13 protein-coding genes are annotated in these 15,012 nt (G+C 59.9%); 5 read left to right on the top strand and 8 right to left on the bottom strand.

The window, feature by feature from the left end; genetic code table 11:
- The first annotated feature begins 107 nt into the window (after positions 1-107).
- Positions 108-1,091, top strand: coding sequence for a phosphotransferase enzyme family protein (locus tag ACZ5C3_RS10605; protein WP_464037490.1), 984 nt, complete (start codon positions 108-110; stop codon positions 1,089-1,091).
- Positions 1,092-1,224: 133 nt separating this feature from the next.
- Here the strand turns inward: ACZ5C3_RS10605 and ACZ5C3_RS10610 are convergent, their stop codons facing one another.
- Together ACZ5C3_RS10610 and ACZ5C3_RS10615 are read right to left on the bottom strand one after the other, a co-directional pair.
- The gene (locus ACZ5C3_RS10610; protein WP_464037491.1) at positions 1,225-1,512 is read right to left on the bottom strand and encodes a DUF1330 domain-containing protein; all 288 of its coding nucleotides are present in this window, start codon (positions 1,510-1,512) and stop codon (positions 1,225-1,227) included.
- 171 nt (positions 1,513-1,683) lie between these two features.
- A complete protein-coding gene (locus tag ACZ5C3_RS10615) occupies positions 1,684-2,433 on the bottom strand; it encodes an SDR family NAD(P)-dependent oxidoreductase (protein WP_464044691.1) in 750 nt (249 codons plus the stop codon).
- Positions 2,434-2,597: 164 nt separating this feature from the next.
- Between ACZ5C3_RS10615 and ACZ5C3_RS10620 the strand changes: the two genes are divergently transcribed.
- Positions 2,598-3,491, top strand: coding sequence for a LysR family transcriptional regulator (locus tag ACZ5C3_RS10620; RefSeq protein ID WP_464037493.1), 894 nt, complete (start codon positions 2,598-2,600; stop codon positions 3,489-3,491).
- A gap of 216 nt (positions 3,492-3,707) precedes the next feature.
- Complete coding sequence (locus tag ACZ5C3_RS10625; RefSeq protein WP_464037495.1) at positions 3,708-4,574, top strand: outer membrane protein; 867 nt, start codon at positions 3,708-3,710, stop codon at positions 4,572-4,574.
- A gap of 8 nt (positions 4,575-4,582) precedes the next feature.
- Here ACZ5C3_RS10625 and ACZ5C3_RS10630 read toward each other — a convergent pair whose 3' ends face one another.
- The 5 genes from ACZ5C3_RS10630 to ACZ5C3_RS10650 all read right to left on the bottom strand — a co-directional run bounded on the left by ACZ5C3_RS10630 (position 4,583) and on the right by ACZ5C3_RS10650 (position 11,672).
- Complete coding sequence (locus tag ACZ5C3_RS10630; protein ID WP_464037497.1) at positions 4,583-6,550, bottom strand: hypothetical protein; 1,968 nt, start codon at positions 6,548-6,550, stop codon at positions 4,583-4,585.
- 268 nt (positions 6,551-6,818) lie between these two features.
- A complete protein-coding gene (locus ACZ5C3_RS10635; protein ID WP_464037499.1) occupies positions 6,819-8,402 on the bottom strand; it encodes a L,D-transpeptidase family protein in 1,584 nt (527 codons plus the stop codon).
- Positions 8,403-8,627: 225 nt separating this feature from the next.
- Entirely contained in the window at positions 8,628-9,560 is a 933-nt protein-coding gene (locus ACZ5C3_RS10640; protein ID WP_464037501.1) for a phage major tropism determinant, read from the bottom strand.
- Positions 9,561-9,719: 159 nt separating this feature from the next.
- Entirely contained in the window at positions 9,720-10,070 is a 351-nt protein-coding gene (locus ACZ5C3_RS10645; protein WP_464037503.1) for a hypothetical protein, read from the bottom strand.
- Between the two features lie 228 nt (positions 10,071-10,298).
- A complete protein-coding gene (locus ACZ5C3_RS10650; protein WP_464037505.1) occupies positions 10,299-11,672 on the bottom strand; it encodes an outer membrane protein in 1,374 nt (457 codons plus the stop codon).
- 750 nt (positions 11,673-12,422) lie between these two features.
- Here ACZ5C3_RS10650 and ACZ5C3_RS10655 point away from each other — a divergent pair.
- On the top strand, positions 12,423-13,892 hold the full coding sequence (locus tag ACZ5C3_RS10655; protein ID WP_464044692.1) for a peptidase M15: 1,470 nt from the start codon (positions 12,423-12,425) through the stop codon (positions 13,890-13,892).
- A 258-nt stretch (positions 13,893-14,150) separates the two neighbouring features.
- Positions 14,151-14,447, top strand: a complete 297-nt coding sequence (locus ACZ5C3_RS10660; protein WP_464037508.1) for an HU family DNA-binding protein — start codon at positions 14,151-14,153, stop codon at positions 14,445-14,447.
- Between the two features lie 187 nt (positions 14,448-14,634).
- Here the strand turns inward: ACZ5C3_RS10660 and ACZ5C3_RS10665 are convergent, their stop codons facing one another.
- Positions 14,635-15,009, bottom strand: coding sequence for a hypothetical protein (locus ACZ5C3_RS10665; protein ID WP_464037510.1), 375 nt, complete (start codon positions 15,007-15,009; stop codon positions 14,635-14,637).
- Between the last annotated feature and the right edge of the window lie 3 nt (positions 15,010-15,012).

Genomic DNA, 15,012 nt, shown 5'->3' on the forward strand with positions numbered 1-15,012 from the left:
CTTCCAAGCCAGAGCGCTAAGCAGGAGCGCAGATCGCTGCCCTGTCTTCCATCCATGCATCACCGATATTAGGATCAGTGCTCCTCTCCGTGTGCCGGGACACTGCTTTGGTTGATTTCGAACCGCTATACGCGACGTGTCGGGCGGATGCGATTGCGCGTTTTGTCACCGAACACTACGCGCTTCCGCTTCCGCTCAATTGCCGCATGCTCAATCGCGGCTTCAACGACATTTATCTGATCGTGACAGAGACGGGCGAGCGTTACGTGTTTCGCCTCTCGCATCACCGCGCGCGGGGCGTTGCCGATGTCAGGTCTGAGACGGATTTCATATCGCATCTTGCCCGATCGGGGGTGCCGGTCGCCGAGCCGGTGCAGGCGCGCGATGGGGCGCTTTTCGTGCGTGGTTCGTCGCCGGAGGGCGTGCGTGAAGGTGTGCTCTTTCGCGCGCTCAAGGGGCGGGTGCCCGATATGGGATCGATCGCAGATGCGCGCGCGAACGGGGCGACCCTTGCCATGTTGCACAATGCCGCGGAGACGCATCGCGCTGTCGCGCCGCTGTATAAACTCGATCTCGATCATTTGTTGCGCCGGCCGATGGCGCGCGTGCAGGCGTTTCAAAGCACGATCGGCGCTGAGGCAAATGCCGAGCTTGAAAGCATCGCCGCCCGAACCGCCGAAAGAATCGAAACATCAGATCATCTCACCTGGACGCATTGTCACGGCGACTGTCACGGCTTTAACGCGCGCATCAGCGATGCCGGTCAGGCGGCGTTCTTCGACTTCGACGACGGTGGTCCCGGCTATCTCGCCTATGACCTGTCGGTGTTTTTGTGGGCCAAGGTTTCCTTCGGCCGAACGCTCCACGCCATGTGGGATGCTTTCGTCGATGGGTATCGAACGGTGCGGCCCATCACACCTGAGGATTTCGAAGCCGCACACGCCTTCGTTATCGTTCGGCACATCTGGCTGATGGGCGAATATGCGAGCCGGGCGCGGGAGTGGGGGAGCGAACCGATCGAGTGGATCGGGCGCGGACTCGAGTTCCTGACAAGCTGGGAAGCCGAGCGGCTGAACGGCCGACTCTTTTGAAGGGCGGAAATTGCTCAATGGCTTATCTCATCGCCGCACGCGTGGCTGGAGCCAATCCTGCCACGCCAGTGAGCGCAATTTTTAGCGGACGTAAGGGTGCGTCTCTGTCTTTGTGCAAGCGAGATGGGCGAGCTTACACGCCTTCGATGAAGAAGGCTTTGGATGATGAACCCGCGTGACGAAACTTGACCGCAGTCTGATACGAGGGACTGTTGTACCAAGCGTGCGCTGCTGCCATGTCGGGAAACTCGATGATCACCGCGCCTTCGACCGCATCTCCTTCGAGTTGGTCCATTGCACCGTAGATAGCGAGAGGCTTGAGCGGGTGACCCTGAGCAGCCAGCGCGGCTTTTGGTCCATACTCAGCCAACGCTGCCGCATCGGTGGTCTTTTCGCGGATCATGACAAAAAAAGTCGACATATCAGGGACTCCATCTTGAGAAGGATTGAAGGTCGCGTTTCCGCGTATGCGGCTCGCAGAAAGAACCTGCGGTGAGGTGCGAGGCGCCTCTGATCCTCGCGGTTTGTGAGACGAATGGGCCTTCCTTGACTGACGTTTTCGCAGATCGTGGAAGGCCCCGGATCGATGGCCTCAGACTTGAGCCAGACCGCCATCAACTGGCAGGTCGATACCTGTGACGTAGCTCGACTCGTTGGAAGCGAGAAAGTAGGCGCCGGCAGCCAGCTCATTCGGGAGGCCAAGGCGGCCGAGAGGTGTCATTGATGCAAACACCTTCTTGGCCGCGTTCGACGCTTCGTCGTTGTCAAATTGACCGCGGATGATCGGGGTCTCTGTTGCACCAGGGCTCAACGAGTTGACGCGAATGCCCTTACCCTTGAGCTCCTGAGCCCAGACGCGCACTAACGCGCGCACGCCAGCTTTTGCTGCCGTGTAGATACCGTGAGCCGGTATGCCCTTCACATTGACGATGGAGGACACGACGATGATCGACCCGCCGCGAGTCATCAGCGGCAACGCTTTCTGGACCGTGAAAACCACCCCTTTCACGTTGATGTCCATGGTCTTGTCATAGTGGGCTTCGGACAGATCGGAAATCTGGGCGTGCTCGATGAAGCCGGCATTCGCGACGACAATGTCCACGACTCCCTTCTGCGCCTTGACCGTTGCATAGAGCCGTTCAAGGTCGGCAAGGCTCGTCACGTCACCCTGAATTGGGGTGACGTTCTTGCCGATTTCGGCCGCCGCCTGATCCAACTCCGATTTGCGCCGGCCGGTGATGAATACATGGGCGCCTTCGCGGACAAAGCGCTTGGCGGTCGCCAAACCGATGCCGCTCGATCCACCCGTAATGACAGCCACTTTTCCTTCAAGATGAGACATATCCCGCTCCATTGTGCCGCCCCTGCTAGGACGGTGTCGGTTGACGCGTGGCCGGGTCGGACTGGGAAGATCTGAGCCGCCGCCGCTGAATGGGACTATTGCTATTCCTGTACGATGATGTCAGACGTGTCGAAGCGATATTTGCCATTCCTGTTAGGAATAATATGGATCGATTGCAGGCGATGGCTGTCTTCGTGCGCGTAGTGGAGGCGGGTTCCTTCTCGGGTGCAGCGAGACAGCTCGGCATTGGTCAACCTGCCGTATCCAAAACGATTTCGCAGTTGGAAGACCGGCTGCAGGTCAGGCTTCTCATCCGCTCGACACATGCCCTCACTCCAACCGAGGCGGGGCTGCGTTTCTATGAGCGCGCCCGTCTCGCAATCGGAGAGGTCGATGAGGCGGAACTGGAGGCCCGGGGCGCAGGTGCAGGCCTTTCGGGACGCCTGAGGATCTCTTCAGCGACAACATTTGCGCGTTTGATGATTGTGCCGCGTCTCCCGGAATTTCTAGCGCGCCATCCCTCGCTCGATGTTGATGTGATCCTTGATGACCGTGTGATCGACCTTGTCTCCGAAGGTATCGATCTCGCGCTTCGGCTTGGGACGCTGACGGACTCGACCGCGGTGGCGAGAAAGATCGCGACTGGTGGTCGATCCGTTGTTGCAACGCCTGCCTACCTGGCCCGCACAGGAATGCCCAGAGTGCCGACTGACCTCGCTCACCACCACGCTCTGATTTATAGCCAGCTCACGGACAACTGGTCCTTCCGGCAAGGAAGCAGGGAAGAGACCGTCACCGTGCGCGGCCGTGTTCGGCTCAGTGCCGCTGAAGGAATCCGTGCCGCCGTGCTTGCCGATATGGGACTGGCAGTGGCATCAGACTGGATGTTCGCGCCCGAACTCGCGAGCGGTGCGGTCGTCCGTGTACTGCCGGACTGGACTCTTCCATCCATCGATCTATGGGCCGTTTTTCCGACCGGGCGATTGACGAGTGCAAAGGCGCGTGCTTTTGCCGACTTTGTTGAAAGCGGGTTGAGTGCAGCAAGCGCTTCGGCGTGATGCGCGCGAAGCCGACATGGCCATGGCCCGCTTTACGGCAAGCGGACGTTAAGCGAGAGGCGGGTGCGCGGTTTGTGTCTTGCAAGCCACAGATCGGCTGATTTTGCGGTGAGTATCATCCAGTCCTAGCTGAGTGTCGACCAGACCAAGCCGCGCCTTTGAGAACACACTACGGTCACGCCTCAGAATCGATTGTTTGGCTGAGGGTTAAAGGCGATGCGGACTCCTGTTAAAAATCTACTCGGTGCAATCGCTTTCAGCCTGGTGGGTATACCTGTTGCCCTTGCCGCCGATATGCCGGTCAAGGCACCTGTCAATGCACCTGTCGCTGCTGTTTATAATTGGACGGGGTTCTATGTCGGTGGCGCGATCGGAGCGCGGCGGACGGACAGCGACCTGTCCATTGGTTCAATCGACGAACTCTCTTTCAACAACACATTTACGCAGCACGATCTTCCGACTTGCGCGCAACAGCCTCTTCGTCCCTGCCGCACCGGTGCGTCGAGCGGGGGCACCGCGTTCAGGGTCGGCTCGTATGTCGGCTTCAACTGGCAATTCGGAGAGCGCTGGGTCGCTGGCATTGAAGGCGATTGGGCGTGGGCCGACAACACAACAACAAATGACGGTTTCAAATTCTTTCTCGGAAATCCTCCCCCTGACAGCTCCTTCTCGGTCAGGACAACTTGGGACGCTAGCGCACGCGGCCGTCTCGGCTATCTCGTGGCTCCGACCGTGCTCCTTTACGGGACCGGTGGTGCAGCGTGGTTGAAGACGGACCTGACATCCAATTGCGGCGCGCTGAGTTGTTTCCCAGGCACGTACACTCCCACCGTGCTTAATCAGTCCTCGATCCGAAGCGGCTGGACCGTCGGCGCCGGCGTGGAAAGCATGCTCGCGGCCAACTGGATTGTGCGCGCGGAATATCGCTACTCCGATTATGGGAACGCAAGCTACACGGACGTTCGTCCCTGCACACAGCAGCCAGGATGTAACGCGGGCAGTTCTTTGAACGTCGGGTACGATCTTGCTTTGAAGTCGCATACGGCGACAGTCGGGATCGCATACAAGTTCGGCACACCTTAGCGGAGCCCTTACAGCCCCGACGAGGCCTCGATCCGGAATTGCGCCAGCGCCTGCGGCGGTTCGGTTCTCAGGAGCTGGAGGGCCGGGGCCTTGGCGCGTGGCGTGAGCTTGATGACGAGCGTCTGCCCCGGCGTTTCGACAAAGTTCACCAGCGCGTCCACGGCGGGTTTGAGCGCGTCGTCTGTGTTGGCGTTCCTGATGGTTTCGACGATCGCTTGCCGCGCGGCCTCGCGGCTGAGGTTATGGCTGCGGGCAAATTGAGCAACGGCGAGATCGACGCCGCCCTGGTCGCGCAGTGTGAGCTCGATCGAGCCCATCTCGATTTGCGTTGCCGCGCCCATCGCCTGCATCGGGGTGGCCGAAAAAACCTCGCGGGGAACATTGGCGAGCGAGAGACGCGCGGTCGCATTGAAGAGGCCGCCAAGGTCGAGCTTCACCGGCTCAACCGCAATTGTGCGTGACGCCTCGGTCCATGCAGCGCCGAGGTCGGCATCGATTGCGATCTTGTCGATTCCGCCTGTGATGAACAGTCGCTGATTGGGGTCGGCCGGGTTGAACGGCCCCGACATCTTCGCGATCAGATGCAGTTTGCTCGGGATCGGTCCGACGAACTGGCCCCAGTCCAGGCTGAAGGTGTCGATGTTACTCTGTTTACCCGTGGCCTTGTCGGGCGCTGTCAGAGCCTTGATCTCGATGCCCTCGATCAGTGGCAACAGCCCAACCATTTGCTCGACCGAAGGCTTTCCTGCGGTAAACTGCGCCGTCGTCCGCATGAGGTTGGCGATGTCGAGGGATTTCAGCGCGAAGCGTCCGAGCCTGAAGGGGCCCTTTGGCGCACGGCCTTCCACGCCCTCGACGGCCATCTCGCCGAGCTTGCCGTTTGCAAAATTGCCCCGCATCACCTGGAGCTTGAACGGGCCTTGCGGTGTCTCGGCAGAGAATCCGCGCATCTCGGTGTTTCCGATGTGGATGCCCTCGTAGAAGTTGGCCACGGTCTCCATCATCTCGCGCGCCTGCGCAGACCCTGGCGCCGGCTGCGCTGCTCCGGCCAGTGACATCATGGCTATCAACTTCGGGAGTTGTAGCCGCGATGGGGTGAGACCGATGTCATCGGCGGTCACGCTGTCGATCCGCATGTTCAGACCTTCCGGCGACGTGATCACGTAGGGACCGGCTGAGACGTGCTCGTAAATGCGGCGATACTTGTCGTCGTTGGCGTTGCTCGGATCGAGTGCGGCAGCCATCGCGCCGACATCGATGTTGTTCGTGACCATATTGGCGAGATCGCCAGTCATCTGCGCAGGTTTTCCGCCCGGCTGATTGAAGCTGAAATGGAAGGCGTCGGTCTTCGCGGACGCGATCTTTCCGTCCTTGATCCCCTCGATGGCAACGCCCGAATAGCTGTAATCGCCACTGCCGACGCTGCCCTGCGGTGCGGCCTTGAACATCATTGTCCCGGTCGCGTTCGGGATTGTGATCGATGTCGCAGTGATGCTCGCCAGTTGCGCCAATCCAAACCGGTAAAGCTCGATCAGCGACGATGAAACCGCCGGCCGCTGGATGGCAGCGGGCCCGGAATAGTCTTTGACCACAATGCGCGGCACCTTGTAGGTGACACCGGCGAGTGCCTTGCTCCCTATCGGGGCGCCGACTTCGAGGTCTGCGACGTCGATGCTGTCGGCGGAGAACCGTGCGGGATCAGGCTGGCTGACGCCCGACGCCGTAAAGCTCGCGATCTTGACGCTGAACGGCGGCTCCGACGTCGTTTCGGTGGCGATGTCGGCGATCGTGACGGTGCGGCTGCTTCGGTCGAATGAGATCTTGCCGTGGCTCGCCTTGGCGCCGGTCGCGCGGATTTGCGCGAAGGCCGCGTCGACCTCACTCTCGACTTTGTGCTGCAGATAAAAGTCGAAGCCGAAGAAGCCGGCGGCCGCGACGACAACGACGGCACCTACGCCGAGCAGGATCTTCTTCATTCGGTCAACTCCGGATCGCGCAGAGAATAAGAGAGAATAAAACTGTCACATCCGGGCGGCCGCGCTGGATGTGCGCAATATTGCGAGCGGATCCAATCGCAACTGTTGCGCGAGGGCAAGCGCAAGTCAGCTCAAAAGATGTTGGCTACTTAAAGATGTGATTGGCGCGCGTCATCACTGACCGACAGACCGCGGAGGCATCGGTTCGCCACGGCGATGCCCAACGGGCATTATCAGATCAGAGTGAGGCGGGGCAGCGCGCCGCGTCTTACCAAAAGCCGCGTTGCGGAGGAGGGGCGTACTGAGCGCCACCGCCGCGACGGCGCGGATTGACGGGTTGGGGCTGCGGAGCCGGATTGCTCCCGAAGAACATGCCGAAGATGTTGTCGTTCCGGCTGTTGTAGCCGCCGTCATCCGCAACGAGGACGCTGTCCGTCGGCGGCGTCGGCTTCCGCGTGATGAAGCCGCCCTGCGGCTGGTCGCTCAGCACCGTGACAAACTCGGTGCGATAGTTGGTCTCCTCGCTCAGCGGCTCGTCCGAGATGACGATCGAGGAGCGCGGCAATGCAGTTGGTCCGATGCGATCGAGCACGGCCTTCGGGATGGTGATGCGGTCGAGCGCGTCTTTGGCGTTATCGCCATTGTCGATGGTGACGCTGGTCCAGCGCAGGCCCGCATCGTTGCGCGCCATCGCTGTGAAAATATGCGTGCCGAGCGGCTTGCCGGGATCGCGGATCTCGACCGGGGATTCAATGCTCGTATCGAACACCTCGCCGCCGCCATCCGGCGCGGGCTTATGGGTGTTGCGGCGGACGTAAAGCGTCCGCGTCGCGCGGCTGATGTAGACGGAGACCGGCTCGCCCGCGAGCTTGGCGTCGAGCGCCGCACCGGCGGTCTCAGATTTCTTTGCCTGTGCCGTCTTGGCCGCTTCCTTTGCAGCAGTCGCGGCGTCGAGCTTCGCTGCCGCATCAGCTTTGGCCGTGTCGAGCTGGGTGCCCAGCTCTGTTGCCTTGGCGGCAGCCTTTTGCTTGCGGTCTTCGGCCTTCGCCTTGAGTTGATCGGTCTTCGCGTTGGTCAGCGCCTTCTCGGCGGATGCGAGCTCGGCATCGGCGCGGGTTTTGGCCAGCTGCAACTTCTTCAGCGCCGCGGCAACCGGTGCTGCCTCGCGGGCGGTTGTTGCAGCGGTCTTCTTGGCTTCGTCGGCGGCTGCGGCAGCTGCGGCTGCGTCGCGCGCAAGCGTCTCGGCCTTGGCCGGGACAGCCGCGATGGCCTCCGCATTCGGCTCGAAGAGAGAAGGGTGGGTGATGTCGACCGGTTCTGCATCCTCAGGCGAGACGATCACCCGCATGCCGATCCGCGTCTTGTCGAACAGCTTCTCCGCAAAGCCGAAAGGCATGCGCACGCAGCCGTGCGAGGCCGCATAGCCGGGCAGCGGCCCGCCGTGCAACGCAAGCCCATTCCAGGTGATGCGCTGCATGTTTGGCATCCAGGCATCGTCATACATCGTCGAGTGGTGATCCTTGTCCTTCTCGACGATGGCAAACACACCGGCCGGCGTCTCACGTTCCTTGATGCCGGTCGAGACCGGCGCGCGATAGATCCAGCCCTCGGAATCGTACCATGTGACCTTCTGGCTCTTGATCGACACGATCGCCATGATCGGCTCGCCTGCAACGCGATCCGCCGTTGCCTCGGCGGGTTGGGCAGGACGGCGCGCTTTCGCGGCAGTTGCGTCGGTGTTCAGCGCCGCCAGCGCAGCCATCGCCAGCATCGCTGAGAACGTCGTCATGGCGGGGCGCGACCGGCGGCGCATCGTTACCGTGGATTTAGCCGACATCAATCGATTCACCATTTCATTCCCCGTTGGGGCAAAAGCCGCCGCCACCGATTCATCTCTCACTCGCGAACCAGCCCGTCATATACGACTCGTGAGGCAAAAGCATGCTCGCTGACGGTATCCTAGGGCGTGCCCCCGTAAATTTGGAAGCGAACAACGTCCGCTTTCGAGCGCAAAACGGGTTTAAGCGGGGCATAGCCCCAATGTCCGGAAAGTGTCATTCGAACGTCAGACACCGGCTCAAGGGACCTGCAGGTGGTCACTGCGGCCACGCGCGCCGATATCTTCGTCCGACTCCTCGCGCCAGTAGCGGCCGACGTCCCCGTAACGCGAGCCGGCGTGGCCGTTGTGGTGCCAGGAACCGCCGAAGAGGGACTCGCGCGGCTCGTCCGGGTCGCCGTCGTGACCCCAGACCCAGAGATTGCCGGTGGCCTGCATGATGCCGAAGCGGCTGGTGTGCGGCGCATCGAGCTTCGTCACAATGGGATCGTCATCGCACGCGGTTTTCTCGGTGACGCCGGTCATCGCTGCGACGAACTCATCGTACGACAACAACTGTTTTCCATGATGCGCCATCACGGTCACAGCATGCTGATATTCAAAGCGCTTGAACGCCCATTCAAAGCGCTTGGACGCTCCGCTGCTCACTGGGTCGATCGGTGGATCGCCGCCATCCGCGATCCGGACCCCGAGCTTGCTGGTCCCATCGGTCGTATGCTTCACGCCCAGCAGGTAAATGTCGCACCAGAATCGATGACCGAGCGGGCTGGTCACCAGTGCCATGCCGCGCGGATCGGGGCATGCCGGGCGGAAATTGCGGTCCCACAGCGAATGACTATTGATGGTTGGGATATCGCTGCCACCGGCACGGGCCGTTGCGCAGCCGCCAGGCGCGTAATGGAAGCCGCCGAGCACGCGCGGGCCATCCGGAATGCCGGTGCACTGACGGATTTCCGGAACTCCGTTATCGACGATGACGATGTAGTCTGAGCCGACTGAGAATTCTGCATCGTGCGGCACAATTGTATCGTCGGCGAACGTGTGACCATTAAAGATGGTGCCGGCCCTGATCGTGATCGCACCTTCGTCGTCAACGAAGAGCGCCCGCGTCGTCGGGTCCGCCTTCACCAGGACCGGTGTCGTCTCTGTCTCGGTCTCAGGCTTTATATTCATGGGTTATGAGCTCTGTGTGCGAAAATGCGAAAAAGGGTCATTTTCGGAGCGCATGCGCCTGGGGCGGCGGCAGCGCGACGAAAACCCCGTCGTTCTTGGCCTCAACTTTCAATTCCAACGAGACCCTCATAAATGATGTCTGCAGGTGCGAAGGGTTGCTTATTCGCCGGATAGGAACGAACACACCGCAGCCGGAATTGCGCCGACAAGCACAGCCATGACGACTGGCCAGAGCTCCCTGAAGCCATCCCACATGAAGTGCGCGGTAGTGGTCGTCATCAGGGCTGCAGTTCCCGCTGTTCCTAAAATCCGGAAATAGAACGGCTTTGCCAAAAGGAGCCAGTCCACAACGGCCAACAACCAGGCGGGCAGCAAGGCAACCGTATAGCCAAGCAATAAGCCGCCCCAGAAATACGACGGTATCGCTCGATGCGAGAGCGTTTCAGGGGCGACGAACACGATGAGCGCAAGCGGCGGAAGGAGTGCCGAAAATATAACAAGCCGCTTCATGTCGCTCTCGTCAATTCATGTATCTGCGCTTCGTCTGTCCGAGATTGCCCTATCAGGTTCACAAACCTGTGTCGCAGAGAGGCCTCTTCACATTCACAGCGGTGGCCTAGATTAGGCTACCGCTCATAATGGTCTGATTGCACAGTCCAGCTGCGCTGCGTGTCTGGTCACATAAGCCCGATAACGAGCGCGGCGTTGGTCTACTCCATAATGACTAGCCGCCCTCGGTCACCCGCCGAAGTGATAGTTCAAGCCGGCACGAACCACGTGATTGCGCAGGTCGGTGTTCAGGATCGTTGAGAATGGCGCCGAATACACGTAGCCGTTAGATATGCTGCCGAGATCCGTGTAGAGGTATTCGAGCTTGGTGCTCCAGTTCGGCGCGATCATGGTTTCGATGCCGCCGCCCAGCACCCAACCGTTGCGGACGTTGTTAAAGCTCGCGGATGTCACCACGCCCGAATTTGTCGTCTGAAGATTAGTCTTGACATCGGCCACGGCATAGCCGCCGGTCGCGAACAATAGCGATGAACCTGCCGCGTACCCGATGCGGCCGCGAACGCTTGCGAACCACGACTGGCGCTGGATGATGTTTACGCGGAAAGGGTCCTGGCAGCCTTCTAGGCAGGCGGAATCCTTCTGTCCGCTCCCTTGGAAATCAGTTTCAACACCGGTGACGATGTGTCCCGCTTGCCAGTTGTAGCCCGCCTGCGCGCCACCGATGATGCCGCCCGGCGACATGGTGAATTTCTCAGGGACAAAAACCGTAGGGTCATTGGTCTGGGAGAGCTCGCTTCGATTCAGCCCGATCCCATAGCCGATATTGCCGCCGACATAGGCGCCGGCCCAGCTCACGGGCACGGCCTGTAGTGCCTGCCATGGCGCCATGGCTGCCGTGCCCGGAGCGATCGGATTGCCGAAGCGATAGTTGATCCCGGCCCGGACGATATGTTCGTGCAGAGCACTCGTGGCGACTGTCGTTACGGGGAGGAAACCACCACCAGGCACCGTGAAGAGCGACTCGCTGACATTGCCGAAATCCGCGTAGAGATATTCGACCTTTGCTGTCCAGTTACCACCGATGGCTGTTTCGATGCCGCCGCCAGCCGTCCAGCCCGAAGTGGTATGCCGGAAGCTGGAGATGTTCGCAACATTGCCGAACCCGCCGGTCAATCCGACGTCGGTCGTAACATTAGCCACTGCCCAGCCCGCGGTGGCGTAAAGCAGTGAACTGCCAGTGCTGACGCCAAGACGTCCGCGCAAAGTCCCGAACGACTGCAGCCGCTGATTGAAGGTGACGGCCGTTTCGTCACTACAGCTTATCAAACAAGAATCAACGCCGTGCGCAGACCACTGCCAATCACCTTCGATGCCGAACACCATCAGCCCCGATTGCAGGTTGTAGCCCGCCTGGAAGCCTCCCACCGCACCGGACGGAGTCTGCGTGAGAGATTCCAGAGCATCAGAATTGGTGAAGCCGGCAGTGCTTGGATTGCGACCGATGCCATACCCGACGTTGGCACCGAGATAGAATCCCGTCCAGTTCGGTGCCGAGGCAATCGGCGCCTTGGTCGGAGTCGGCAGCGCGACGTCGGCGGCCAACGCAGGTCCTGCCCCGGCCACGGAAATGTAAAAAGAGCCGGCACTAATTAAACCAGCCCAGAACTTCCGACGCATGGGACCCCCAAAAATCTCGGTGTGAATCGTGTTGCAACCGAAAATAAAGATCCCGCATTCCCTGTCTTGGACTCTCGCGCCGAGCTGATTGTCGAGTCACGTCATGCTCTCTCATAAGCATCGACTGATGCAGAACGAGCACATTGGCCGCGGCCTGTGCGCGAGTTCACGGGATCACTGGACCGACACCCTCGCCGTCAGCCGAGGCGGGCGCTAAGCATTGCGGGCAACCGCTGACCGCCTGAAAGGCGGGTTGCTTCGTCTGTCGCCCCCTTCGTTAGCGAAAGCTCGCCGCTGAAAAAGATCGCGACCTTTATCGCTGAACACGTGGCCTTGGCCGATGAAGGCCGCGGCGAATGCGGGATTGAGCCGGAGCTCCTCATCGTAGTCGGCGCTTGCGCGGTCCAAATCTCCGACCCGCGCGGCTCATGCAACGTCCTCGCATAAATTTTGGTATCCCCAATAAGTCTCAGTATTTGGTGTTCCGGTTCACATGCAACCGGGCGTCACATTTTCCGCGCCATTGGGCCTACTTGCCCGCCGTTGCCCACAGGCAACACTCCCGGGAAAAGGACACGACCCATCCTTTTGCGCCATTGCTTGGACATTTCATTGTCACAACACTCAACGGCGTTCGCGTGCGTGGCAATGTAATCCGCTTCCAAGGAGGCTGGAATGATCAACCTGCGGCGACTTTCGGCATTGCCGATTTCAAAGATGCCTACGCCAGTGTTGCGATCGGTTGTTCTCGCGACCGGGGTTGTCGGCCTGCTCGCGACCGGGCCGGAAGGGCTCCAGAACATGGTTGGTGCGGAACCACGCACGGACATCAGCGCGGCCTCTGACTCGATCACGCAGGAGCTTGATAGGGGGCCGCAGCTCGCCTCGATATCCAGTGACGATCTCGCTCAAAGCCTTGCGCAAACCCAGGCGCGAATCCAGCTGATGACCCAAGCGCAAACCCAACTGGCGATGGCGGAACCATCGCTTGCGGGAGCAGGGGCCGGCGCATCGATCGCCTTGAATATGCAGAAGAGTATGCCGGAGCCGGTGGTTGAAACGGGGCCGATCCATTCGCCGCAAGCGCCGCAGGCCGAACATTCGCCGCCAGCAGGACAAACGCCGCTGGCAGAAAATGTACCGCCAGCCAAACAAGTGCCGCCAACGGAACCAGCGCCTGTGCAAATCGCAGCCGTGAATCCGTCGGATATCGACCTTTCGGATATTCAACCTGCTGACGCCGGCAAGACCGCGAAGTCCATCGATCTCCCGGACGATTGCCTGCTCGTGCAGATATGTGTCGATCGCTACCTATGGGCGCTTTATGAGCGCACGCCGAAGGAAGACTCCATCAAGCAGGTTGAATGGAGGAATGTCACCGTTGAGCGCAAGATCAAGGTGAAGGGAAAAACCAAGACTAAAATGGTGACTATCTCCAAGGCCTTCACCAAACTTGTCGATCAGGATTTCACGTGGAAGGACCCCAAGGCGGCGGAGCGCGTCCGCATGCCGATGATGGACTACGTGATCGGTGGCATGGATCGCAGCTTCAAGTTGAAATTGTTTCGCATGCTTCGTGCGGCGGAGGCGGCGGGCCTTTCGCCCGGCATCACCAGCGCATTCCGTGATGACTATCGCCAATCGATCGCAAGCGGCCTCAAGGCTGCGAGCAATCGGTCTTATCATGGCGGCAGCTTGCGCGGTGGCTATGGGTATGGGGTTGCGGCCGATGTCGTGAGCGTCGAGGGTGGGACGCGCAATCAGCGGTGGGCGTCCTCCGACAGGCTCTGGAAGTGGGTCGATGCGCATGGGAAGGAGTTCGGAATCGGGCGCCCGTATCTCGGCAGGGACCCGCCGCATGTCGCTCCTCTCGACGGTCAGGAATATGCCAAGCACAGCCGCGGCACCAAACAGGCGGCATCGAACGCAAAGAAGGGGGACGCGAAGAAGACGAGTCTCAAACAGGCAGGATCCAACGCGAAGCAGACAGGCGTGAAGAAGCCGAATCTCGTGATCATGCGCGACTCCTCGCGTCCCGCGAAACGCGTCGCCGCACGGGACGTATCGCGTCTTTCGAAGCGCGTGGCGAAACGCGATCCCCCGCGCTCCGCCAAGCGCTCGACAACTGCAACAGCCTCAAGATGAAAGCGAGTTGAAGTCGTCGCGACTAAGGAGGCCTACAGCCTTGGTCTGTGATCGAATGCTTTCAGCTTCGCCGATAAAGCATCCTTCCCAGAGGGAGACGCGATCAAACGAAGCGAGCGCTGCTCATCTTTGTTGATGAAAATCCACAGCTTACGACCGGGTCTGACGCAAAGCAGAGAGCAGTGGGTTGCTGAATCGCCTTCTGGACATGCCGATTCAATCCGAGTAGACGGGCTCCTCAATTCAAAAGGAGCATTCATGGCCAAAATGACAAAGACCCAGTTGATCGACGCTATTGCTGAAGCCACCCAGATTTCCAAGGGTGACGTCAAGTCTGTGATCGAGCAAATGGCGACAGTCGGCTATAAGGAACTGAATGAATCTGGTGAGTTCGTTGTTCCTGGATTTGTCAAAATGACTGTTGTGAACAAGCCCGCGACGGAAGCCCGCGAGGGCATCAATCCGTTCACGAAAGAACCGATGATGTTCGCGGCCAAGCCTGCCAGCAAGTCCGTTAAGGCGTCACCGCTGAAGGTGGCCAAGGACTCCGTCTAAGCCTGATTGATTCCGGTCAGTCCCACCAGGGCCGTTCGTGGAGAATGCGGCGTCATCGATGACCATGTGTGATCATCGGTGACATCGCGCCGCGCATTATTCGAGACCCGCTACTCGATAAAAGTTTCTGTTTTTTCTTCCAGATTGTTCGAGAGATCGCCTTTCAGGTCTCATACGATCCGAATATTTATCGTCCTATAAAATCGCGGCGCCTGCGCATATACAGGCGGGCTGGATAGCTCGACCAAAGCGTTCCGAGCGATGTGCCGAGAACGGCAGCGAGAAACCGTGCAGAGTTGAACGACTTGAAGTCGCCGTGACGTGTGTACATCACGAAGAGAACCTCGATCGCGAATACCGCAACGAATATTCCCGGCACGATAAGCACGCACCACCATCGCGGCACCCAGCGTGTCAGTACATATGCGAGGACGACGAACGCGGCGAAATACGCGATAACAAATTCCGGCTCTTGACCACGCAAATACCCAGTGTCGGCTGCGTAGGCATAAATCGCCAATGGTGCAAGAAGTAACGCCGTCGCCACAATGCGCAATGTCATGCC

This window comes from Afipia dichlorophenoxyacetatis, assembly GCF_055386385.1.

Coding starts and splice junctions, on each gene's coding strand:
- ACZ5C3_RS10640 (WP_464037501.1), bottom strand. CDS start 9,560: ATGAATATAAAGCCTGAGACCGAGACAGAGACGACACCGGTCCTGGTG.
- ACZ5C3_RS10645 (WP_464037503.1), bottom strand. CDS start 10,070: ATGAAGCGGCTTGTTATATTTTCGGCACTCCTTCCGCCGCTTGCGCTC.
- ACZ5C3_RS10620 (WP_464037493.1), top strand. CDS start 2,598: ATGGATCGATTGCAGGCGATGGCTGTCTTCGTGCGCGTAGTGGAGGCG.
- ACZ5C3_RS10635 (WP_464037499.1), bottom strand. CDS start 8,402: ATGGTGAATCGATTGATGTCGGCTAAATCCACGGTAACGATGCGCCGC.
- ACZ5C3_RS10660 (WP_464037508.1), top strand. CDS start 14,151: ATGGCCAAAATGACAAAGACCCAGTTGATCGACGCTATTGCTGAAGCC.
- ACZ5C3_RS10615 (WP_464044691.1), bottom strand. CDS start 2,433: ATGTCTCATCTTGAAGGAAAAGTGGCTGTCATTACGGGTGGATCGAGC.
- ACZ5C3_RS10665 (WP_464037510.1), bottom strand. CDS start 15,009: ATGACATTGCGCATTGTGGCGACGGCGTTACTTCTTGCACCATTGGCG.
- ACZ5C3_RS10610 (WP_464037491.1), bottom strand. CDS start 1,512: ATGTCGACTTTTTTTGTCATGATCCGCGAAAAGACCACCGATGCGGCA.
- ACZ5C3_RS10655 (WP_464044692.1), top strand. CDS start 12,423: ATGATCAACCTGCGGCGACTTTCGGCATTGCCGATTTCAAAGATGCCT.
- ACZ5C3_RS10625 (WP_464037495.1), top strand. CDS start 3,708: ATGCGGACTCCTGTTAAAAATCTACTCGGTGCAATCGCTTTCAGCCTG.
- ACZ5C3_RS10630 (WP_464037497.1), bottom strand. CDS start 6,550: ATGAAGAAGATCCTGCTCGGCGTAGGTGCCGTCGTTGTCGTCGCGGCC.